Annotated in this window: 22 protein-coding genes; 16 read left to right on the forward strand and 6 right to left on the reverse strand. The window is 38.0% G+C overall.

Features of this window, described 5'->3' with window-relative positions; genetic code table 11:
* Window positions 1–206 precede the first annotated feature (206 nt).
* The 3 genes from PN471_RS13715 to pyrE all read left to right on the forward strand — a co-directional run bounded on the left by PN471_RS13715 (window position 207) and on the right by pyrE (window position 3443).
* Window positions 207–1649 (forward strand): cytochrome ubiquinol oxidase subunit I, encoded by a 1443-nt coding sequence (locus tag PN471_RS13715; protein WP_271777323.1) that lies wholly within the window; start codon window positions 207–209, stop codon window positions 1647–1649.
* Window positions 1650–1660: 11 nt separating this feature from the next.
* The gene (gene cydB, locus PN471_RS13720) at window positions 1661–2674 is read left to right on the forward strand and encodes a cytochrome d ubiquinol oxidase subunit II (protein ID WP_193892049.1); all 1014 of its coding nucleotides are present in this window, start codon (window positions 1661–1663) and stop codon (window positions 2672–2674) included.
* 151 nt (window positions 2675–2825) lie between these two features.
* Entirely contained in the window at window positions 2826–3443 is a 618-nt protein-coding gene (pyrE, locus tag PN471_RS13725; RefSeq protein ID WP_271777324.1) for an orotate phosphoribosyltransferase, read from the forward strand.
* Window positions 3444–3574: 131 nt separating this feature from the next.
* On the opposite strand, the gene PN471_RS13730 is transcribed toward pyrE, so the two are convergent.
* Both PN471_RS13730 and PN471_RS13735 read right to left on the reverse strand, forming a co-directional pair.
* Window positions 3575–4894: a tetratricopeptide repeat protein gene (locus tag PN471_RS13730; RefSeq protein ID WP_271777325.1), complete on the reverse strand. Its 1320-nt coding sequence runs from the start codon at window positions 4892–4894 to the stop codon at window positions 3575–3577.
* Between the two features lie 92 nt (window positions 4895–4986).
* Window positions 4987–8085, reverse strand: coding sequence for a plasmid replication protein, CyRepA1 family (locus PN471_RS13735; RefSeq protein WP_271777326.1), 3099 nt, complete (start codon window positions 8083–8085; stop codon window positions 4987–4989).
* 360 nt (window positions 8086–8445) lie between these two features.
* Between PN471_RS13735 and PN471_RS13740 the strand changes: the two genes are divergently transcribed.
* Both PN471_RS13740 and PN471_RS13745 read left to right on the forward strand, forming a co-directional pair.
* Window positions 8446–9456, forward strand: coding sequence for a DUF262 domain-containing protein (locus PN471_RS13740; protein WP_271777327.1), 1011 nt, complete (start codon window positions 8446–8448; stop codon window positions 9454–9456).
* Window positions 9453–9908 carry a HEPN domain-containing protein gene (locus PN471_RS13745; RefSeq protein ID WP_271777328.1) on the forward strand — a complete coding sequence of 152 codons (456 nt, stop codon included), beginning with the start codon at window positions 9453–9455 and terminating at the stop codon, window positions 9906–9908. Before PN471_RS13740 ends, PN471_RS13745 begins: the two co-directional genes overlap by 4 nt.
* A 110-nt stretch (window positions 9909–10018) precedes the next feature.
* On the opposite strand, the gene PN471_RS13750 is transcribed toward PN471_RS13745, so the two are convergent.
* Both PN471_RS13750 and PN471_RS13755 read right to left on the reverse strand, forming a co-directional pair.
* Window positions 10019–11665, reverse strand: coding sequence for a Ppx/GppA phosphatase family protein (locus PN471_RS13750; protein WP_271777329.1), 1647 nt, complete (start codon window positions 11663–11665; stop codon window positions 10019–10021).
* 203 nt (window positions 11666–11868) lie between these two features.
* Entirely contained in the window at window positions 11869–12915 is a 1047-nt protein-coding gene (locus PN471_RS13755; RefSeq protein ID WP_271777330.1) for a methyltransferase, read from the reverse strand.
* A gap of 341 nt (window positions 12916–13256) precedes the next feature.
* On the opposite strand from PN471_RS13755, the gene PN471_RS13760 reads away from it, so the two are divergent.
* The 7 genes from PN471_RS13760 (at window position 13257) to psbN (ending at window position 17721) form a co-directional block, all read left to right on the forward strand.
* On the forward strand, window positions 13257–14138 hold the full coding sequence (locus PN471_RS13760; protein ID WP_271777331.1) for a 4-hydroxybenzoate solanesyltransferase: 882 nt from the start codon (window positions 13257–13259) through the stop codon (window positions 14136–14138).
* Window positions 14139–14264: 126 nt separating this feature from the next.
* Window positions 14265–14843, forward strand: a complete 579-nt coding sequence (locus PN471_RS13765; protein WP_271777332.1) for a hypothetical protein — start codon at window positions 14265–14267, stop codon at window positions 14841–14843.
* A gap of 607 nt (window positions 14844–15450) precedes the next feature.
* A complete protein-coding gene (locus PN471_RS13770) occupies window positions 15451–15819 on the forward strand; it encodes a GxxExxY protein (RefSeq protein ID WP_271777333.1) in 369 nt (122 codons plus the stop codon).
* A gap of 380 nt (window positions 15820–16199) precedes the next feature.
* Window positions 16200–16403 (forward strand): photosystem II reaction center phosphoprotein PsbH, encoded by a 204-nt coding sequence (gene psbH, locus PN471_RS13775; RefSeq protein ID WP_193891962.1) that lies wholly within the window; start codon window positions 16200–16202, stop codon window positions 16401–16403.
* Between the two features lie 155 nt (window positions 16404–16558).
* Window positions 16559–16819, forward strand: a complete 261-nt coding sequence (locus tag PN471_RS13780) for a TatA/E family twin arginine-targeting protein translocase (protein ID WP_096668843.1) — start codon at window positions 16559–16561, stop codon at window positions 16817–16819.
* Window positions 16816–17460 carry an aminoacyl-tRNA hydrolase gene (gene pth / locus PN471_RS13785; RefSeq protein WP_271777334.1) on the forward strand — a complete coding sequence of 215 codons (645 nt, stop codon included), beginning with the start codon at window positions 16816–16818 and terminating at the stop codon, window positions 17458–17460. Before PN471_RS13780 ends, pth begins: the two co-directional genes overlap by 4 nt.
* Before the next feature lie 123 nt (window positions 17461–17583).
* Window positions 17584–17721, forward strand: coding sequence for a photosystem II reaction center protein PsbN (psbN, locus tag PN471_RS13790; RefSeq protein WP_027402855.1), 138 nt, complete (start codon window positions 17584–17586; stop codon window positions 17719–17721).
* Window positions 17722–17798: 77 nt separating this feature from the next.
* On the opposite strand, the gene PN471_RS13795 is transcribed toward psbN, so the two are convergent.
* Entirely contained in the window at window positions 17799–18764 is a 966-nt protein-coding gene (locus PN471_RS13795; protein ID WP_271777335.1) for a glycosyltransferase family 2 protein, read from the reverse strand.
* Window positions 18765–18873: 109 nt separating this feature from the next.
* Here PN471_RS13795 and PN471_RS13800 point away from each other — a divergent pair, with 109 nt between their 5' ends.
* Window positions 18874–20073: an argininosuccinate synthase gene (locus PN471_RS13800; protein ID WP_271777336.1), complete on the forward strand. Its 1200-nt coding sequence runs from the start codon at window positions 18874–18876 to the stop codon at window positions 20071–20073.
* 92 nt (window positions 20074–20165) lie between these two features.
* On the opposite strand, the gene PN471_RS13805 is transcribed toward PN471_RS13800, so the two are convergent.
* A complete protein-coding gene (locus PN471_RS13805; protein WP_193891951.1) occupies window positions 20166–20795 on the reverse strand; it encodes a DedA family protein in 630 nt (209 codons plus the stop codon).
* Between the two features lie 104 nt (window positions 20796–20899).
* Between PN471_RS13805 and PN471_RS13810 the strand changes: the two genes are divergently transcribed.
* The 3 genes from PN471_RS13810 (at window position 20900) to PN471_RS13820 (ending at window position 23232) form a co-directional block, all read left to right on the forward strand.
* Complete coding sequence (locus tag PN471_RS13810) at window positions 20900–21037, forward strand: hypothetical protein (RefSeq protein WP_271777337.1); 138 nt, start codon at window positions 20900–20902, stop codon at window positions 21035–21037.
* 229 nt (window positions 21038–21266) lie between these two features.
* Window positions 21267–21623, forward strand: a complete 357-nt coding sequence (locus PN471_RS13815) for an STAS domain-containing protein (protein WP_271777338.1) — start codon at window positions 21267–21269, stop codon at window positions 21621–21623.
* A gap of 163 nt (window positions 21624–21786) precedes the next feature.
* Window positions 21787–23232 carry a serine/threonine-protein kinase gene (locus PN471_RS13820; RefSeq protein ID WP_271777339.1) on the forward strand — a complete coding sequence of 482 codons (1446 nt, stop codon included), beginning with the start codon at window positions 21787–21789 and terminating at the stop codon, window positions 23230–23232.
* Window positions 23233–23568: the final 336 nt, after the last annotated feature.

The raw sequence follows: 23568 nt of genomic DNA on the forward strand, positions 1-23568 counted from the left end.
TACCTCACTGGCATGGAAATTGCTATATTTTGGCAGTTAATTCCTGGGGATAGATGACAGATTACAAAAAAAGGTAAAAGAAATCAAATGACGATTTGTCAAATATTTCAAAGGTTAAAACTTTTGGAAGTAATACCGGATAAACACAAAATTACTGTATATCCTAAATACATATTTAGCGGTTTTGCGTAACTCGTTTCAAGAGTATGGAAATTTTATCTAACACCGTGGCATTATCGCGGATGCAATTTGCATTTACAGCGATTTTTCACATGATATGGCCTGTCCTTACTACAGGTATGTCTATCTACTTAATTGTCGTCGAAGGACTATGGTTAAAAACCAAAAATCCTACTTATTATCATCATGCTCGTTTTTGGTCAAAACTGTATTTACTCAACTTTGGTATTGGAGTTGCATCAGGTTTACCAATGGGTTTTCAGTTTGGGACTAACTGGTCCCCATTATCCGAAGCAGTGGGAGATTTTTTAGGTAGTATTCTGGGATTTGAAGGCTCAATGGCATTTATGTTAGAGGCTTCTTTTTTAGGAATTATGATGTTTGGTTGGGAGCGAGTACCTCCAGTAATTCACTATTTAGCGACTATTTTGGTCGCCTTTGGTGCGAATCTTTCCACGTTCTGGATTTTAGTGGCTAATTCATGGTTTCAGACTCCTAGTGGTGGAGAAATGGTGAATGGCAAGTTTATTGTTAATGACTATTTCCAAGCCATTTTAAATCCTTTCATGGTGAATAGTTTTCTCCATATGTTTTTGGCAACTTTGGAGACTTCTTTATTTGTCATTGGCGGCATTAGTGCTTGGTACATTCTTAATAATCGCCAGCAGGAATTTTTTAGCAAATCCTTAAAAATAGTTTTAGCCATTGCCATTTTTGTTGCCCCTGCACAAGTATTAATTGGTCATGCTAGTGGCGATCAAGTTTATCACTATCAACCCACCAAACTAGCAGCAATGGAAGCACAATGGGAAACAATTCCCGCTGGAGAATCTGCAAATTGGAGTATATTAGCATCTCCTAATGGCAAAGCGGAAAAAAATGATTGGGAAATTTCTATTCCCAATGGTTTAAGTTACATTTTAGAACTCAAACCTAAACTTTCTGAGCCTGTTTTGGGACTCAAAGAATGGAAACCAGAAAACCGTCCACCAATGATTCCCCTCATTTATTATTCTTTCCGCTTAATGCTAGGAATTGGCTTTTTCTTAGTCGGATTAATGCTGTGGAGTATTATTCAATGGCTAAGAGGTCAACTGAGTAATCAAAATATAACTCAGCAAAAATGGTTGTTACGAGCTTGGATTTTGTCTGCACCTTTAGGCTATTTAGCAATTGAATCAGGCTGGATTGTTCGCTGTGTGGGAAGACAACCTTGGACTGTATACGGGCAAATTCGTACTACTGATGCAGCTTCTCATTTAGAACCAGGTGAGGTGTTATTTTCACTCACAGTTATTACTCTTCTTTATAGTGTGCTGTTCGTCTCAGCCATGTATTTTGGTAGCCGTATTATTCGCAAAGGACCAGATTTGAATTTACCCATACCCGGAAGTGAAATCAAAACAGTAATGGCTACGGAATCGGTGAGTCATATTCCCGATAGTCGTCCTTTGGAAACACCACAATAAAAAGAAGTTTTATGGAAGCTTTATTGCACTTTTTACCACAAGTTTGGTTTGTAATTCTGGGTTTATTTCTGTTTCTTTATGTGCTTTTAGATGGCTTTGATTTAGGTGTTGGTATCCTCTCTTTAACTTCTTCTGATGAACAGCGTCGTAGTCTATTAATGACTAGTTTGGGTAATGTCTGGGATGCTAACGAAACCTGGTTAGTGTTGATGGCTGGGGCATTATTTGGGGCTTTTCCTTTAGCTTATGGGACAATTCTCAATGCCCTTTATTTGCCTTTAATGGTGATGGTTGTAGGGTTAATTTTGCGGGCTGTTGCTTTTGAATTTCGGGAACATTCTGAGAATAAAAGTTTTTGGAATTTTGCTTTTGGAATCGGTAGTTTCATTGCTTCTTTATTTCAAGGATTTGCCTTGGGTGGTGTATTAGCAGGAATCAAAGTTGATGCGGCTGGGCATTTTATTGGTGGAATATGGGATTGGTTAAGTTGGCAATCGTTATTAACGGCATTGACACTTGTGCAAGGTTATGTATTGATTGGTTCAACTTACTTGATTTTAAAGACTGAAGGGACATTACAGGAAACTCACTTTCGCACGGCAAAATTAGCAGCTTGGACAACTTTCATTGGCGCGATTTTAATTACAATTAGTACACCCATTGTCTATGAAAATGCTAGAGCTAGGCTATTTCATCAACCAGAGGTTTATATTTTTGCCCTGATTCCTTTATTGGGTATGCTGTTGATTTGGTTGCTACTGAAAAGTTTAGATAGAAAAGAGGAAATTGCCTCATTTGTTTACACGGCATTAATATTTCTACTAACGTTTATTGGTTTGGGATTTATTGCCTTTCCTTTCATTATTCCCCCAACTATTACTATTTATCAAGCTGCCTCTTCTGCCACTTCAATGGTCTTTATGATTACGTTCATTGGGTTCTTGATTCCAATTATGTTGTTTTACAACATCTACAATTACTTTGTCTTTCGGGGTAAGGTAGTCATTAGTGAAGAGGGGGATTGACACTTTCAGAGAGAAAACCACACTCGTTGCTGCGGACAGAATTAAATTAATTTAATTCTCGCTACTTTTTGGGTAAATCTTAATTTATGCTTAATAAAGATAACTCTGTTGAGTTTCAATTTTGGTTTAACACAACTTTTAATTGTTTGTAATGTCTTATTCCGCCGAAGTTTCTAGCAACCCAAACATTTGGGCAACTACCACTGATTTAACCACTCTCCGTCAAAAGTTACTAGATTTATTTTGCCGGCTTGCGTATCAAGAAGGTGATTTTGTTCTTTCCTCTGGACAACAAAGTTCTTACTATATTAATGGTAAACAAGTCACACTTGACCCCCAAGGTGCTTTGGCTATGGCGAGATTATTATTACCAATGTTACCTCAAAATACTCAAGCTGTGGCAGGTTTAACCTTGGGGGCTGATCCTATTGTATCCGCAGTTAGTGTAGTATCCGTATACGAAAATAGACTGATACCAGCTTTAATTATTCGCAAAGAAGCTAAGGGACACGGAACAATGGCTTACATTGAGGGTCCCAGTTTACCCCAGGGGGCAAAAGTCGTGGTTTTGGAAGATGTGGTAACAACTGGACAATCTGCCCTCAAGGCTGTAGAACGGCTACAGGCTGCTGGTTATACGGTAGATAGGGTAATCTCCCTCATAGATAGATTGCAGGGCGGTGGGGAGCTATATGAGTCGGCTGGGTTGCAATTTGAGGCTTTATTCACAATTGAGGATCTTCAAAAACACTATCGAGAAATTAACTGAGGAGTCAGGAGTCAGGAGTCAGGAGTCAGGAGTCAGGAGTCAGGAGTTCAGGAGTTCAGGAGTTCAGGAGGAAGAGAGAAGTAAATTTCTTCCCTGTCCCCTATTCCCTATTCCCTATTCCCTGTCACCTGTCACCTGTCACCTGTCTGAGACATTGTAGAAATTAGATTGGTAATCTCCTGATAGTACCGCGTGTTTCCTGACTGATAATAGAGATCAGCAGATTTACGAAAATCGGCGATCGCATCTAATTGATTACCCGAATGTTTATGCATATCTGCTCTGACTAAATAAGCTAAAGGATAACGGGGCTGTAATTGTATGGCTTGGTTTAAATCTGCTAATGCGTTATTTAAGTCTCCAACCAGAAAGCGACTTCGACCTCGATTAAACCAATCTTCAGCTAAACTAGGGTTAATACTGATAGCTTGAGTATAATCTAATATAGCTTTTTGATATTCTTTCAGGGCATAACGAGCATTGGCGCGATCGCTATAAAAGACAGCAGACTGGGGATTTAAGCGTAAAGCTTCAGTAAAATCACTAACTGCACCAGCAAAATCTTTAACTGCATAACGACTATTGCCTCGATGATAATAAGCAGCTAGAAAATCTGTATCTATTAGCAAGGCTTGATTGTAGTCTTGAATAGCTGTTTGTATACTACCCAACAACCTATGAGCATCACCTCGCTTACAATAAGCCGGGGCAAATTCTGGAGACACTTCTATAGCTTGGGTATAATCTGTAACTGCATTAACAAAGTCTTGCATAGCCTCTCGTACCATTCCCCGTCCATAATACGCTGTAGTTAAATGGGGATTGATTTGTAATGCCTGATTATAATCTTGAATAGCACTTTCATAGTTTCCTAATTGATGATGTGCATTAGCTCGAAACCCATATACTAAAGCCAATGTGGGATTGATCTGTAATGCTTGGTTATAATCTTGAATAGCATTTTCATAATCTCCCAAGTTGCTATAGACTAAACCTCGTTCAGAGTATGCTTGAATATCATCAGGAACTATTTTTAATGCTTGGTTAAAGTTAGCGATCGCTTGGTGATAATCTTGAATACGAGCATAAACTAAACCGCGATTGTAGTAAGCTGCACCAAATTTAGGATTAATTTCTAGAGAAAAATTATAATTAGAAAGCGCATTTTCATATTCTTGTAAAGCATAATAGCTATTACCAAGATTATGATAGGCTTCCGCAAAATTAGGATTTATTTTTATACATTGATTATAATCAGCGATCGCTTTTTCATAATTCCCTAAAATATGAAAGATATTACCTCGATTAATATAAGCTATCGAGAAATCAGGGGATAATTCTAAAACTGCATCAAAATTAGCGATCGCTTGTTGATAATTACCATCATGATAATGATCTAAACCCTGTTGGTGCAAAGCATTAATAACATCAAAATTAATATTTTTATTCATTTTGTAACTTGTAGACGCACAAAATAGATTCTACCATAAATACAGGTATATCCCTGTAGATCCCCGACTTCTCAAAGAAGTCGGGGATCTGGTCAACTTATCAATACAGTTTCATACCGAGACTTTCCAGACAAATCCACCATTTCTCCTTCCATATTACGTAAAGAAGTTAACATCAAATCATCACGGTGTTGCCAAACTGCAAATATTTTGTCTCTACCATCATTGAGACTTTCTAAATCAATTGTATAACCATCATTAACTTGTTGCAACTTCAAACCCAACAAACTTAAAAATCTGTTTAATAACTTAACTCCCGAAACAGATTCTTTACCTCTAACTAAATCAATTCCCAAAGCCCGTTTAATGTGTCTACTACTTTGTACAGCCACATTTTTCAACCAAATTAAGTCAGGATCATTTTCAGTAAATACCCTTGCTATTTCCAAAAATTGCATTATTCCCAAAGCCCGCATAGCTTCCACTTTGAGGGTATAAGTTCTTAAATCTGGGAGAAAAACCTTACCTTCACCCCACAATAACTGCTGACTCCATTCTTGTTGATCTTTGACATGAAAATATTCACTTTCATGAGTTAAATAATAATGAATTAACAATTGCCCATAATATCCTTTTTCGTCTTGTAATTTCAGTTGGGGAGTAACGACAATTCCATACCTTTGTCTGAGAATATATTTATTAACCTGATGACGTTCGGCATTACTGAGAGAATGTTTAGTCAATAGTTGTTCATATTCTAGATAGTTAATATCTTTGGCTGTAGCTACAGAATTGGCTGCTGCTAATTGATTCTGCTGCTTAATGTCCTTGATTTTGCGTTTAATTTCTTTAGCTTTTTGACGACTTTGCGCCCAATCTTTTTGCGCTTTCACAATTTCGACAATTAACCGTTTACGATTTTCTAAATCACTAGGTTCAGTGGCAAAAAAGGCTAAACGTAAATCACGGAGAATGTTGTTTTGTACTTCATTACTTCGCATTTGAATATAATGACCATCAGCTATCAATCCATCTTGCATAGATTGCCGATAAAGACGAATAGAGGCATTTACCCTAGCAGATAATTTTGCCCAAGTTCGTAAATGAATGGGATCATAAACTAAAGGTAAATCTACATCTATTTTGTGTAAAGGACTTAATAAAGCCAAATTTTCTTTTTGATTTTCTTGATACCAATGAGATAGTAACCGATAATTTGTACTACCACTACCAATTAAGCCAATACCGCGTTTAGCACACCAAATCACACGGGGAACATTATCTCTAACTCTTGCTAAAGCTTGACGTGCTTCTGAGTCAGGAATTACCCCTTGAAAAATACCATAAACTCGGTCAAAATGTTGGACATCAATACTAATTCCTGTTCCTAAACTGGGAGTAACAAAAACAGTATCATAATCAGTGATTTTTTGATTTATTGCTGCTATCAAATCAACGGCTGCATGACCAGGTGTGTTAGTAGTATGACTACTAACTACCAAGGTTTCAGGAAATTCTCTTCTGAGTTTTTGTAAACGTTCCCTTAAATAACGTTCAATAGTTTCACAACTGTAACGTCCAGAACGACTATCGGTAGTTACATAGCATCTTCGTCCAGCAATTAGGTCTAATTCCAGTTGATTAATTAGGGGTGTAGGATTGGGTGAATCATAAAAAGTTGTATCCCAACCTTTTGCCGGTTTCCATTCATTGACAACTACCCAAGGGGTTAATTTAATTCCTGATAAAGTCTGTAAATATTCTAAAGATACATCTGATAAATCGGCATCTTGGGCAATGATTAATCCTCCAGTTGTGAGAACTGTAGAAATTAGTTGTTGAAAAATGCGGAGAATTTTAACTCGTTTTTGTTTACAGGTATTGCTATTGAGTAGATGCCATAAAGATTGTTCAACTTCATCTAAAATTAATATTGCACCGCGCCAATCTTCGGGTCTTAATTTCCAAATTGAATCTACACATAATCCTAAAGATGGGGTAATTGCTAAAGGATAAGTAACAGGTAATTCATCAGCTTCTATACTCCATTCTTGATGTTCAAAACCCCATTTAATGCCGATTTTATCACATAAAAACCGTCCTAAGATGATTCTATGGGTAATTAATAAAACTGGTTGATTATGGTTTCTTGCTTGTTGAACAATGCTTTCTAGGGCTGTGGTTTTACCTGTACCTTTTGCTGATTTAACTCCCACTAAACCAGATGTAGGAAAGGCAATGTTTCCCAAATAAGGACAGTTAATAGTCAGTGTTGCCGGAATTGTTAACTCTGTGTGAGGTTTGGTTTGGGCAATATAAATATCTAAATCTAGACTTTGACAATAAGTTTTATCAAAGGCTGTTGCACCTTTGGCAATGATAAATTCATCAACTCCTTTTTCTTTTCCTGGAAGTTCGACAACTTTAACAGGGCAGTTTTGTTGTTGAAATAAATAACCGAGTTGGGAAATAGCATTATTGACAGCGGCAATTTTTTTGGCTTGGGTTTCAAAATCAAAACAAATATAAAAATCGCGTTTTGTATGTGTAAATGTGGCTAAATCAGGGATTAATTGCCGCCGGGTAACTTTGCCAAATTCATCTTTAATGACCCGATAACCGCTATTAATACCGGGAATCGCAATCGCCACATATCCCTGACTTAAAAGGGCTGCGGCTTTTTTCACACCTTCACAAATAACAATAGCTATTTTATTTTTAATTACCCATGGCCAAAAACCTTCGGCTTCACCATCATGATTAATGGTGATATTTTCCGGTAAACTTAAGTTGTAACGTTGTCCAACTTCTTGCCAAATTGCTAAGGATATGCGTAAACAAAATATGCGTGTGGGTGTGCTGGGAGGATGTTCATATTTGATGGATTTACCTTTTTGATTTTGTCGCGGTTGGTTGGGCTTAAAACATCCCCATTCCATATTATGCCAATTGTTAAGGGGGTCTAGTCCCGAACACCACCAACCACCTGCGGTAACATGATGATAACGCTGCAACCAAGCATTTCTAATCATCCCTGTATTGGTGCGCGGGAGTTGGTCAGAAATCAGCAAATATTCATAAGCACTGATGCCCTGAAGCGATTTAAAGTTCAAAAGAATTAAGTCTAAGTTTATACCACTGCTCTTGACTAATTCTTCAAGGTGTTGTGGATGTAAAGAAGGCAGATACATAAGCTGAAGCAGCTAAGGAGGATAACAAGATTCAAACTTTAGCATGGCTCGGCTGATTTTTTATAAAAGAAATTTCCATTTTTAAGTGTTACTTTTTTTACTTTGTTTTGATAAATACTTCTGTGAATATATCAAGGTGTGGTTAGGGCTGTGCAACCGTAAATATAATAAATTTGTATTGTGATATTTATACATATATAATTTTTGGTTATAGGTGTTAGCCGTAAGGTTAGTTCACCCAGAGACGCGGTTTATGGCAATCTGATAGATATAATTTAAATAAACTGGCAGATGGGCTACGATCTAAGAGGATGTGCAACCATTCCACTAATATAGTAAGTATAAATGTATAACTAACCTATGAACTACGACATACAAGAAACAGAAAGTCCAAGACTAGAAGTTGAGTATTACGGTGCTGATTTTCCAGTTGATACATTAGTAAAACGAATGGAAGAACAAGAATTTATTATTGCAGAGTTTCAGAGACAGTATGTTTGGAAAGAAGAAGAAGCATCACGCTTTATTGAGACTTTATTATTAGGTCTTCCTATCCCTTCACTCTTTCTCGCTAAAGATAAGTTTTCTAAAAAATATCTGGTTATAGATGGACAACAACGTCTGAAAACTTTACAATATTTCTTTCAAGGATTTTTTCCAAATGGAAAAGTATTTAAGCTTAAAGGTGTTGTCCAACAGCTAGAAGGATTAACTTATTCGACATTACCTTCATCCGAGCGTCGTGAGCTTGATAATGCAATAATCCACTGTGTAATCATATCTGAAAGTTATGATCCACGGGGTATATTTTATCTATTTGAACGACTGAATACTACTGGAACGCCTTTAAATCCCCAGGAAATTCGCAATGCTATTTATCATGGTTCTTTTAGTGAACTGCTTCAAGATTTATCAAATAATGAAACCTGGAGAAAGCTTTATCATAAGGATGATATTATTTCTAATGGACAAGAGCTTATTTTAAGATTTTTGGCTCTACATTTTGATTTAGTGCATTATTCAGGAAATATGATTGATTTTCTTAATAAATTCATGTTAGAAAATAAAGACTTGAATATAATTTCTGAAAATGAAATAAAAAATTTGTTTTTCAGTACAATAGATTTTCTTGAAAATTGTATAGGATCAGAAGTTTTTTATCCTAAAAAATCATTCAACACACTTCTTTTTGAGAGCCTGATGCTTCTAACTCCTAAAGGTTTGGAATGCTCAAAATTCAAAAAAGCCTACGAATTACTCACAAATGATCAGCATTTCTGGTCACTTACTAAACACTCTACCACAAGTAAAAAAAATCTTATGAAGAGGCTGGAGTATGTGGAAGAGCTTTATAGAAATACACACTTATGAATCCATCTATATTAGCTCATCGTCAGAAAATAGATAATCTATTTAAAAAAGTTGCCCTTTTTGAAGAACTAGAGATTAAAAGTGAATGGTCAAAATATTTATGTATATTGGTATCAGGATTCATTGAGGAATCTCTGAGAGTTTTATTAGAAAAATATTGTGAAAATAAAGCTTCAGCCAATATTCAAAAATTTGTTGGAAAAAAGATAGATGATATAACAAACTGTAAAACAGAGAAAATTAAAAGAATATTGCTTGAATTTAGCTCAGATTTGGCAAATGAATTCACTAATAAAATAAATGATCAAATAAAAACCTCTATAGATAATGTGGTTGAAAATCGCCACAAAATAGCTCATGGTAAAAGTATAGGTATGAGCTACCACAATATATTGAGCTACTATAATAATGTCAAAAAGGCTGTAGAAATTTTGGAGGAAATAATCCAGTAACTATTCCTCTGCGGATTTCATGAATATACAGCACTTCTAGGTGTTATGAGGTACAATAACCCCACCCCCAAACCCCCTCCCCGCAAGCGATGAGGGGGCTAAGATGTAGTTCAGATAAAATGTGCTGTATTCATTAATGTTGCTACGAATCTTAAACCAAATTCTTCTTCAAAGACTCCTTTTTTGTAGTCTAAACTCCACATTTCTAAGGAACATTCATCATCAATGGTAGATGGAAATATGGACATCTTAAATTCTTTGAAGTTGGGAATATAGTCACATTTAATATAAGAAATAGCTCCTATTTGTCTTCTGTCTAAAGCCACAGCTAATCTTAAAATTGCGCTGAGTTGATTAACCATTGTCCGATGTTCTTTGTGGAGTAGATTTCGATAGCTGTCGTGCTTTTTCTTGGGTGGAGATTTGCGGTGATAACGGGCTATATTGGCGATGATTTCGATTTCGGTTTCGTTATAACCGAGTAATTCACTATTTCTAATTAAGTAGTATGAATGTTTGTGGTGTGATGAATGACCGACATAGTGACCACAATTGTGTAAAATGGCAGCAGCCCATAGTAATTGGCGTTGATCTGTATTCCAATAATGTAGTTGTCCTTTGGTTTGGTCAAATATATCTAAAGCAAAAGCGGTAACTCGTTGACTATGTTCTAAGTTAGTTTGGTATTTTTTGGCTGTTTTTAATACACTGCGTTCTCGAATGGAACTTTGAAACCGTAGTCTGTTGTCAATGAAGCCATGAGTCAGCATCCAGTCTACAATTACCCCTTCTCGAAGCGATCGCTCACAGACTGTTAAGGATTCGACTCCTAACAAGGTCATCGCTTCCTGTAAAATTACTGCCCCTGAAAGTATCACTTCTGACCTCTTTTCTGGCATCCCGGCGATCGCTGCCCGTTCCACATTGGTCATTTTGCGGAGGCGATTTACCCAGGTTCGCAAGTCTTGAAGACTGAATTGATAGCCGTTGAGGGTGGAGGGAACAAGACCTAATTTTTCCCGCGCATGGATGGTAGCAATGGTTTCTATTGTCCCAGATGTGCCGATTAACTGGGGAGAATCGCCAATTTTGAGTTTTCCTTGGACTTCTTCGACAGAACGTTCTAGCATTCCTCTAGCGTAGGCTTGGAGGTATTGAAATTCGGTTTCGCTGATGGGATCTGAGGCGATTAATTCTCCCGTTAGACGCACTGCACCGATTTTGGTACTGGTGAGACTACGGGGTTCTTCGCTGTCTCCTAAAATCAATTCTGTTGAACCACCACCAATATCAATGATGATGTGGGGTTTGTTGTTAAATTCCATCCCCGACAAGACACCTAAGTAGATGCGACGGGCTTCTTCGGGTCCAGAAATCAAGTCAACGATTAAGCCAACTTCGGTTTCGATTTGATGAAGAAATTCTTTGCCGTTGGGAGATTCACGGACGGCACTTGTAGCTACAGCCACAATGCTATTTGTTCCTAAGCTTTCAGCAAGGGTTTTGAATCTGCCTAAACAGGCGATCGCCTTACTCATGATTTCTGGTTTTAAGTCCCCAGTCATTAAATTGCGATCGCCTAATCTCACCGTTTCCTTTTCTCTGGCAATAATGGTAAAAGATGGTAAAGTTGCGTCAATTTTTACCACCACCATGTGCAAAGAATTTGTACCAATATCAATGGCTGCAATCATCTGATTTTCTGGAACTGGTTGACTGGGTGGATTTCTGTTGTCAACAGGGATTAAATTCAGCATCTGGATTATCGCTCGAAAAATAGATAAAAATACCGTCTTGAGGTCTCCCCATTATCAAAATAGATTAATTACATTAATGGAGACTATAAATTAGCTAACTGTTACAAAGTTCACAAAAATCCTGCCCAATCCGTATTTTTAATTGTTAACTACAGAAAAAACTCAATACCAGTTCAGTTAATTACTCAGATATTTCAGGAACATTAGCCACCTATCGCTTGCCCTTCTACAACACTTACCATTCCTCGCGTTGGCACAATTCTCACCAATTCAAGTTGAGCTTCTTTAAATATATTAGAAAACTCTTCAGCGGTTCGTTCCTTGCCTCCGGTACACATCACCAACATATTTATATCCATAAATTTGCCGGGAAAAGGCTCATTACCTGAAGGTATAACTGACTCCACTACTAAAACTTTACTATGGGCTGCCATCGCTTGACGACATTGTTGCAAAATGGCGATCGCCTTTTCGTCATCCCAATCATGGATAATATGCTTGAGCAAATAAGCGTCTTGTTTGGGTGGCAATGGCTCAAAAAAGCTACCGCTAACTAATTGGTAGCGATCGCTTGTTTCATCGTCAGTATTACCTCTTTTATTTGCTATACTTAATTTAGCCCTCTCAATCACATGAGGTAAATCAAATAATATCCCCGTCATTTGCGGATAAGCCTGGAGAATTGAGGTTAGTAAACTTCCCACCCCTCCACCCACATCAACTAAACTGTTAATTCCTGTAAAGTTATAATCGGTAATTACCCCGGCAGCTTCAATTTTAGAAAAACCGGTCATAGATCGATCAAAAATATCCGCAGCCTCCGGGTTTTCACAGTAATAGTCAAACACATTCATGCCAAATGACTTTTTAAATCCGCTCTCACCTGTTTTAACAGCGTGGACAATATTACCCCAACTTAATTGATGTTCGATATCACCTAGCATAATTCCTACATATCGCAATGAATCAGGCACATCACTACGGAGCAGGTTTGCCATGGGAGTTGTCGCAAAATACCCAGGACTTGTCTCAATAAAGATGCCTACACTCGCCAATGCTCTCAAAAGACGGTAAAGAGACTCTTCATGGGTTTGAGTTGTACTTGCAAGTTCAATATAACTCTTTTCCTCATCAGTAATATAATCAGCAATGCCTAGCTTCGCGGCGGCATAGATGGATTGGGACACCCAATACCCTGTAAGCATTTGCATTAAGTCCATGGACTGGGGTGAAACAGTGGTAATTTCCATTGTTAGTGATAATTATTCTTCACTTAAGTAGTTTAACACGATAAAATCAAACTCTGTGGAAAAACGTAAAATCACTAAAAACCTATTTACTTTTGCTTGCATTGCTATAAAGATAATTTTTAACGCCTACTTAAGTAGGTGAACACAATAAAACCAAACTGTGTAAAGAAACGTAAAATCGCCCAAACCCTCTTCACTCTTGCCTCTTGCCTTTTGCCTTGCCATAACGACAATTTTCAACGTCAACCTACTTACTTAACTTTATTTGTTTGCAAAGTACCTGATTATTTATGGCTAATGAAATTATGGTGTAATCAAGGTACTATGCACAATCGTCTCATATGTTTAAAACACCAAAAACCAACCAAGAACCATTATGGCTTGTAATTATCCGGCTGTTAAGGTGGAATAAACCGGAAGGTAGGTTAATTCTGATGATACCCGCATTATGGGCTGTATTCTTGGCCGCTGCTGGTAAACCGCCTATCCCCCTAGTAGGAGTAATTATTTGCGGTAGTATCGCCACCAGTGCGGCTGGTTGTGTGGTTAATGATTTATGGGACAGAGATATTGATCCTCAAGTTGAAAGAACACGCGATCGCCCCCTGGCATCTCGCGCCCTTTCCGTTAAAATTGGGATTGTGGTGGGGATAGTCTCCCTCGCCTGTGCCGCAGTTATCGCTTTCTATCTTAACCCATTAAGCTTCTGGTTGTCTGTGGCCGCCGTTCCGGTTATCGTCCTGTATCCCGGTGCAAAACGGGTATTTCCCGTTCCCCAATTGGTGCTTTCCATAGCTTGGGGTTTTGCGGTTTTAATTAGTTGGAGTGCAGTGACAGCCAATATTACAGCACCGACATGGTTACTTTGGGGGGCGACGGTACTATGGACATTAGGATTTGATACAATCTATGCAATGAGCGATCGCCAAGATGATCAACGTATTGGCATTAATTCTAGCGCGATATTCTTTGGTAAATATGCCCCAACAGCGATCGCTATTTTCCTCATGGGGACAGTTATTCTCCTAGCTGGAGTAGGTTTCTTAGTTCACTTAAATACAGCATTTTGGATCAGTTTAATCCTCGCTACCATTGCTTGGATTTGGCAAATTATCCGCTTACAACAGCCAGAAATACCTCATCCTGCCTATGGGGAAATGTTTCGTCAAAACGTCTGGATTGGTTTTCTAATTTTGGCAGGAATGATCATTGGTTCTTTTTAAATTTGTCATCAATTTAACCAAATCAAAATTTTCCTGTTAATCTAACTCAGGCTAGATTCAAAACTATCAGGACTGCTGTTTTAAAGGTTGGGATATTAATCTACCAGCTAGATGCAACCCAACCAAATGAAGCAATCTATTTTAGTTAAACTCACTACAATAATTTTACTGTCCTTGGGTAGTTTTGGTCTAGTTATTGGCGGTTTTCTGATTAATAAAGCTACTAGTAAAACCAAACAACTACAGCTAATTACAGATACATCACAATATCAAGAAATTCGTCATCACAAATGGGCTGATCTTCAACAAATTCAACATTTTCCCAGACAAATTCCTAGTGATGCTCAAGTTTTACAAATGGCTTATTCTCCCGGAATCACACCCGAAAGTAGTTCTTTGCAAATTCGTCTCAAAGAACCACAAGCAAAGATTGAAAACCTCCTGAAACAATACAAAAAAATCTCTCAGCATCAATACCGGGGTGGGAATACAAATAATCATAGTAATCAACCCAACGGCGTACCAACAACATTCTTTTATACTAGCGATTCAGAAACAGAAACTTTTCCTAGCAGTTATGAAATATTAGTATTAAAAGCTGAAGATAAAGGCCAACCCGGCTCAAAATGGAATCATGGGAATAGTCATGGAGTCGCAATTGATGTAACATCTTCAGAGATTATCTACTGGGCGGAAAAATGGTAAAAAAGGAGGAAATTTAAGCCCTGAAGAATAGAATTTATATAAGACTCCTATAGGACTCCTATTTGATTTTTGATAGCTTGCATGGCGTAGCTATACAAAACTCGGTACACCTTCATATTCTGATTGCTTTTATCAAGGACATCGCTATCGTAGCATAAATTAACACCTAAAATTAGGTATTGAGGGTTTGATCTGAGCTTGTTTTCCCAAGCACCACTAGCATGGTGTAGGAAGAAGTTATAATGAATACGAACCACAGAGACGCAGAGGACACGGAGGTAAGAGGTTTGGTAGAGGTGATAATTGGGTTAATTTGGTAATTACAGCAATTTGCAATCACACAAGGTACATCTTAGCCCCCTCATCGCTTGCGGGGAGGGGGTTGGGGGTGGGGTTCTTGTTCCAGGTTTGATGACAATTTGCTGTAGTTGTTTTTGCAGTTATAATGAATACGAACCACAGAGACGCAGAGGACACGGAGGTAAGAGGTTTGGTAGAGGTGATAATTGGGTTAATTTGGTAATTAGTTGTTTTTGCAAGGATTATATGATGAAAACGAACCACTCCAGGCACAGAGAACACGGAGGTAAGAAATTTGGGAGAGGATATGAATGAGCTTACGGGAGAGGTTATTGGGGCTGCAATTGAGGTACACCGGGTTTTGGGTCCTGGGTTTTTGGAGGAGGTGTATAAAGAGGCACTGGTTGTTGAATTTATGATTCGGGGTATACATCATGAAGTTGAAAAGTCAATAAGCTTGACATATAAAGGACATGATGTAGGTAGAGGTAGATTAGATTTTTTAGTTGCAGACTGTTTAGTTGTAGAATTAAAAGCTGTGCAAACCCTAGCCCCCATTCACGAAGCTCAACTTCTCTCCTACCTCAAAATAACCAAGCGCACTTTAGGACTCCTCATCAACTTTAACGTTCCCCTCCTCAAAGACGGTATCAAACGCATAGCCCTCTCTCTCTAACTCTTCCCTCTGTGTACTCTGCGCCTCTGCGGTTCGTTAATTCCTCCATAACCGTATTAGTCCAGCCAAAATCATGTATTTTTGTAAATGTGGCGAAAACCTTCAGCAATATCGCTAAACAAAGATCACAAACTGCGATAATTTAAGAACAGCTTTTGGATTAATCCATGTACCGTGAGACAACCGGGAACTTATCCACTATCTGGATAAAAGCTTGGGTAATTATTCGTGGCAATTGCACGAGTAAGTATGAACTATTAAATCTGTGATTAGACCAATCTAAAACATACAGGTTTAAACCAAGAATCCTTCGCCTGTAAAGGCTTAGGAATGTCTAAAAAAATTAAAAAAAGCTTTGGCAACTGATTCTTAGGTGAACTATGGCACAACGGACTAGGTTGGGAGATATTCTCAGACCCTTAAATGCTGAGTATGGTAAGGTATCTCCAGGTTGGGGAACAACACCCTTAATGGCTGTATTTATGGGTTTATTCTTCGTATTTCTGCTAATTATTCTCCAAGTTTATAACAAGTCTCTGTTAATTCAGGATGTGCTTGTGGATTGGCGCGGTTTAGGCGGCTAATGACTATCCAGTCATCAAGCTGACAATTAGCATCTACCCGGCTCGTCCGGGTTTTTTTATTCTTGAAAAAAATACCTAAAAATAGCGATAAAATTAATCTAGATCCCAAAGCTATAAGGTAGTTGTGGCGGTTTTTCTGTACACAGGAGAGAAGAATGAATATATTTGGTATCGGCTTACCAGAAATGGGTGTCATTATGGTAGTTGCATTATTAATCTTTGGACCCAAGAAGTTACCAGAAATTGGTCGCAGTTTGGGAAAAACCATTCGCAGTTTTCAAGAAGCCTCTAATGAATTTCAAAGCGAGTTTAAAAAAGAATCTGAACAATTAAAAGAAACCGTACAAACAACCGCTGAATTAGAGCATAAACACATTGAAGCCGGAAAAAACCAGCCAGAAAATATACAAGGATGAAAGATGAACAATTAAAACCAACGGCTTTGGTAATTCCCCAGCTAATTGTCGGACTGGGAAATCCAGAACCTAAATATGATCAAACTCGTCATAATATTGGCTTTGCAGCCATAGACACCCTATCTCGCGCGTGGCAAATTTCTCTAGCTGAAAATCGCAAGTTTCAAGGAGAGTTTGGAGAAGGGAATGCAGCGGGTCAGGGTAAAGTCCGCTTGCTCAAACCCCTAACCTATATGAATCTTTCAGGACAAGCTATTCAAGCCGTGACAAATTGGTACAAAATACCGCCTGAATCAGTATTAGTCATTTATGACGATTTAGATTTACCTTTGGGTAGGACTCGCTTACGTTTATCCGGTTCTGCGGGTGGACATAATGGCATGAAAAGCATTATTTCTCATCTAAATACCCAAAATTTCCCCAGATTGCGAATTGGTATAGGTAAGCCAAAGAGTGTCATAGATGGGGATAATTCTCATACTGTTTCTCATGTTTTGGGGCGATTTTCCACTGCTGAGAATAAAGTTATGTCTCAGGTTTTAAACTTTGTTGTTGAGTGTGGAGAATTTAGTTTTAAACAGGGAGTAGAAAAGGCAATGAATCTTTGCAATACCCAGAATTTTACTGGTATTGATTCTTGATCAGGAGTTGCTTGTTCACAGAAGGAGTTAGGAATCCTGACTCCTGACTTCCGAGACAATGTGCGATAAGTTAAATTTTGTAATATTCTATAAATATGGCTTTCATAATATGTATCTAAATTTATGGACTTAGAACCCGCTACGGTGCTTGGAATTGCCTTTTGCTCGGCATTGGTTGCTATTACTGGTATGGCAATTTATACATCTTTTGGACCTCCAAGTCAGGAATTAGATGATCCCTTTGATGATCACGATGATTAATAGGGTTATCAATTTAACATGATGGATCATGGTGGGCAATGCCCACCCTAATGAGCTAGGATGTATATAAATTTGATTTACTTACTTTTTGTTTCAGCATGAGCCGCATAAACACTCTTGACATTATACCAATTCAAGAAAATTCGGGCAATTTCCAAAGCCAATTGCGGTTTACCAATATTAATTAGCCATTGTAAAAACGGAGACATAGTTCTTTCATTCAATAATCCGTTTACAGAGAGAATCCTCCATAATAGACGATGAAACCAGGTCATTTGAATCATCATTTTTACTTCCCAAGTGGGATGTTTTTGATAAAACAAAACTCCCATGCGTCCCCGTTGAATTTCCTGATCAATTAACTTAGGAATTTGCTGTAAACTAAATGGTGGATGCCAGTGATAGCCAACGGCTTCAGGACATTTAATTAATTTTAAACCCAAGTTTTTTAACCTAACACCTAATTCTAGATCTTCCCAACCATAAAGTTGAAAACCATTATCAAATAATCCAGCTTTTTCTAACCAATGTTTGGGAATAGCCACATTACCCGTAGCAAAGAAAGCAGCAGAAAAATCTGTGATTTTATAAGGTTCACCCGTAGGATTGTTGAAATTACAAGTATTAATTACAGCACCGTAAGTAAAAAAGCGATCGCTCCCTAATTTCTCTCTTCCCTGTACCAAAGCATTTGTATGAGCTTGGAGGAAATTAGACAAAACCACTAAATCACTATCAATAAAAATAATTGTGTCACCTTGCGCTTTTTCCACCCCTAAATTTCGCGCTGCTGCTGGACCTGCATGATTTTGTTCAAAACAGCGGACGTGGGGAAACTCATCTTTATGTAAAGCTAACCAATTTAAAGTACCATCGGTAGAGCCATCATCTACTAACACAACTTCATAGTCTTCTATATAAGTTTTATTGCTGAACTCCTGACTCTCCAAAGCGCGGAGGCACTTTTCCAAAATTGGTAAACGATTATATGTAGGAATGACAATACTCAAAAACACAATTGCACCCAAAAAACTATTACCCATATTTAGGATAAAACAAATATAGCAAAGTCACAGTTGCATAAAAAAATATCCGCTAGGCAAGTCAGATATAATAATGACTCATTCTTTGTTTTCCTAAGTGGAGAAATTCATGGGTCGCGCTAAAAAGGTTGTTCTAGCATATTCTGGTGGAGTTGATACTTCTGTTTGCATTCCCTATCTCAAGCAAGAGTGGGGAGTAGAGGAGATAATTACCCTAGCAGCAGATTTAGGTCAGGGAGATGAATTAGAACCAGTTCGAGAAAAAGCTCTTAAGTCCGGTGCAAGTGAATCCTTGGTAGCGGATGTTAAGGATATATTTGTTAAAGACTACGCATTTCCGGCGATTCAAGCCAATGCGCTCTATGAAAACCGCTATCCTCTTGGTACAGCCCTGGCTCGACCCTTGATTGCTAAGATACTGGTAGAGGCGGCTGCAAAATATGGTGCGGATGCGATCGCTCACGGTTGTACAGGTAAAGGTAACGATCAAGTACGCTTTGATGTTTCCTGTACAGCCCTCAACCCTAACCTGAAAATCCTAGCACCAGCCAGAGAATGGGGTATGAGTCGGGAACAAACCATCGCCTATGGTGAGAAATTTGGTATTCCTGCACCCGTGAAAAAATCCTCTCCTTTTAGCATAGATAAAAACTTGCTAGGTCGCAGTATTGAAGCTGGTACATTGGAAGACCCAGCCAACGAGCCACCGGAAGAAATCTATGAAATGACCAAAGCCATAGCGGATACTCCCAACGAGCCGGAATATCTAGAAATTGGCTTCCAAAAAGGGCTTCCTACCACTATCAATGGCACATCAAAACAGCCTGTTGAGTTAATTGAACAACTCAATAAAATCGTGGGAAATCATGGAATTGGCCGCATTGACATGATTGAAAACCGTTTAGTAGGCATCAAATCACGGGAAATCTACGAATCACCAGCCATGATAGTTCTGATTAACGCCCACCGTGACTTAGAAAGCCTCACATTAACAGCAGATGTCAGCCAGTACAAACGAGGCATAGAAGAAACCTACACCAAACTTGTATACAACGGACTTTGGTATAGTCCACTCAAAGCAGCCTTAGATGCCTTTATTCAACAAACACAGGAAAGAGTTTCCGGTGTAGTGCGGTTAAAACTTTTCAAAGGTAACGCCATCATAGTTGGGCGCTGGAGTGACAATACCCTTTACACTCCCGATTTAGCCACCTACGGCGCAGAAGATCAATTTGATCACAAAGCCGCAGAAGGCTTTATTTACGTTTGGGGACTACCTACCCGCATTTGGGCGCAGCAGAATAAGTAGAAGGCAGGGAGCAGGGGGCAGGGAGCAGGGGGAAATCATTATTCTCATTACTAATTACCAATACCCAGTCCCCAGTCCCCAGTCCCCAATACCTACTCTTCCGTTTGCTGCTTAACTTCGCGGGACTCTAACCAAATTGGTACAGCAATCACAGCAACTAAAATCAGTAACGCCAAAATTGCAAATTTACTGACCCAGGCTACCAATTGTTCCAGGGAAATAATTCTTCCCGCGAAAAAAGCTAATGTCACCATGACACTACCCCAAGCAGTCGCTCCAGCTAGATTATAAATTAGGAACTTACCGAAGGGCATTTCCGCTATACCTGCAAGTGGTGAAGCAAAAATTCGCAACAAAGCGAAAAAGCGCCCAAAAAATACAGCCTTAGCGGCATTTTCCGTAAATTGCTCTTTAATACTTAGTAGTCGGACTTCGGAAATGCGGAAAATCTTCCCAGCTTGTAGCAGAAAAGGCCAACCACCCACTCTACCTATCCAATAGCCGCAATTACCGCCAATTACAGCACCTCCCACAGCGTTACCGAGAACTAGCCAGTAATTTAATTCATTACTACCGGCAAGGAAACCACCAACAATCGTTACGGTTTCGCCAGGAAGAGGAATGCCCAAATTTTCTAGCAATATTCCCAAAAAAATCGCTAAATAACCATAATTATGAGCAATTTCTTGGATGTTTTCTAGTGAAAGTAGCTCAAAAGACATCCAACACCACCGAGTTTACAAATTTTTACCTTTACCATATCTTTGCTTGCTTTTGGCTATGGTGTCAATCAAACCGCAATAGGAGGAGTTCAGGAGTCAGGAGTATGGCTAACGCCACGCTGCGCTATCAGGAGTTCGGAGTTCGGAGTTCAGGGGGAAGAAGAAGAAAGAAGAATAGTTTTTATCAATCACCAATCACCAATCACCAATCACCAATCACCAATCAAACCGGATTGCTATAGATAATTTGAGATAATGATAAGTTCGTTACCGAAATTAGCAGTAATTTATGCTTATACTAGGAAAGCATATCAACAAATTATACGGCATAAATACTGAAAATTTTTTTCTCAACTGTCCGGCTGTTAACTCTCATAAACTTTGCGAAAACAGTCATTATGCGGTTGAATTATAAACAGTATGGATGTCAGTTTGCCCTTTCTTTTGTGTTTTAAATACTCAGTTAAATTTATGACTCTTACACAAGAACGCCAAGTGATTTTGTTCAAACCCCAAGGTAGTATAGACCTGGATAGTGGTACTATCTTGAGCGAACAGATGGCTGCAATTGAACCTCAGCATCACCAACTCTGGGTTATAGATTTATCAGAAGTAGATTTCATGGATAGTTCTGGATTAGTCCCACTTGTCAAGGGACTTACCACAGCGCGTCAAATTGGTTGTCGGTTGGTTCTTTGCAACGTTAAAGCTCCAGTTAAGTTGATTTTGGAACTTACCCAGCTTGATTCAGTATTTGAAATTTTCCCAAGTTACGAAGATATTTTTGCTCCTGTTACCAATCAACAGCTAGTAGCAACTGGAGTTTAGACTAAATCAGTATTTTTATATCTTTTAATATCCCCCACTTCTTTAAGGAGTTGGGGATTTGAAATTAATTAACCTCTCAAATAATTTCGCCAATATGGCGACAAATGTGCGATAATTAACCGCATATTTCCCAAAACAAGGAATCAGGTGGGGTGTGAATCTGATGATAAGTACGACTATAGGCGGACGCTATTGTATTACTACCAGGTTAGGACAGGGTGGATTTGGAACTACTTATTTAGCCAAGGATACCCAGCGTCCTGGGTCGCCTGTTTGTGTGGTTAAGCATTTCACACCATTAACTACAAAACCAGAGCAATTAGAAAAAGCTCAAGAATTGTTTGAACGAGAAGCAGGAATTTTACAAAAACTCAATCATCCACAAATACCCAAACTTTTAGCGTTTTTTACGGAAAATCAACAGTTTTTCATAGTTCAAGAATTTATTAAAGGACATGATTTAACGAAAGAATTACCACCTACATCTACCAATACTAATATCAGTGAAGCATTTGTTATTAAATTATTAAAAGATATTCTGGAAGTATTGGAATATATTCATGGTGAAGGTGTAATTCATCGTGATTTAAAACCAAGTAATGTCATGAGACAAGAAATAGATAATAAAATAGTCATCATTGATTTTGGGATAGTTAAACCTGTCAAACCAATTAATAACCAAGAAGATGATACTCAAATAATTGGTAATGAACTTATTAACCAAGAGAATGGTAATTATAATCCTACAAGATTTGGCACTAAAGGATATGCACCAAGGGAACAAGGAGAAGGTAAACCAGAATTCAATAGTGATATTTTTTCTCTAGGAATGATTGTAATTCAAGCACTTACAGAAATAGAGGCTAAAGATATCAATAATGATAATAATAACCAAGAAATAAGTTGGCGTTATTATAGTAAAATTAAAGTTAGTGATCAACTTGCAGACATTTTAGATAAAATGGTCAAATCTGATCATAGAGACCGTTATCAGACAGTAACAGAAGTATTAACAGCATTACAAAAAATATCTATAATATCTAGAAAAAGTCCATTACTACCACCTAAAATTTATCATTTATTCCTGAAAGTTGCCCCTTTGGGATTAATCGTAATCATAGGAATAATTGTATTTTTAAACCGTCCTATTTCTGAATGTGATGGAAAATTAGCAACTTATAAAAATCAGGAACATAATATAGAAATTGAATATCCTGAATGTTGGGACGCGGACGAAACTCCTATCTCTGTCATTGGTATTGGTAAAATAGTTACATTTATTCAACCTCAACAAAAAGCTAGATTGATTATTAGTAGTTCTCAATATTCGGGAACTTTAGAAAATTACGGGGAAGACCAGGAGAGGATGATCAAAAGTAACCTAGAATCATCAAATATCATAGAAAGAAGTTCAACTACTATCGCAAATCAAACAGGACAAAAAATAATTGTCACTGGTAAAAATGAACAACAAAAAATCAAAAATATGTATGTAATGACTTTGAGAAAAAATCAAGCTTATTTAATTGCTTATACTGCACCCATAGATGATTATGATAAGTTGATTAAACCTGTAGAAGATATGATAAAGTCATTACAGATTGATTAAATTAATCTATAATATCAATATTATAAATACTTACTGTCAGAATCAAGATGTCCAGGATTTGAGGATTTAGGGAACACCAAAAAATAAATTACCCAATTTTGTGGGATGGGTATTCTTGCCCGTCATTGATGATTAGCGGGCAAGATGCCCGCACTACAAGAAATTTTTGAGTATTTTTTTAATTGGAAGTCCCTTAGAGGTTGTTTGAAAAGTCTAATTTATTACTTGCAAGGGCGACTAGAAGTCGCAGCTACACAGACGAAACCCACCTTCGTGGGTTCAAAAGCCTTGATTTTTCGTTAGTCCACGCAGGTGGACTTTGTTTGTGTAGTAGCG

It is taken from the genome of Aphanizomenon sp. CS-733/32 (genome assembly GCF_028330045.1).
GTDB classification, from domain to species: Bacteria; Cyanobacteriota; Cyanobacteriia; order Cyanobacteriales; family Nostocaceae; genus Dolichospermum; species Dolichospermum gracile.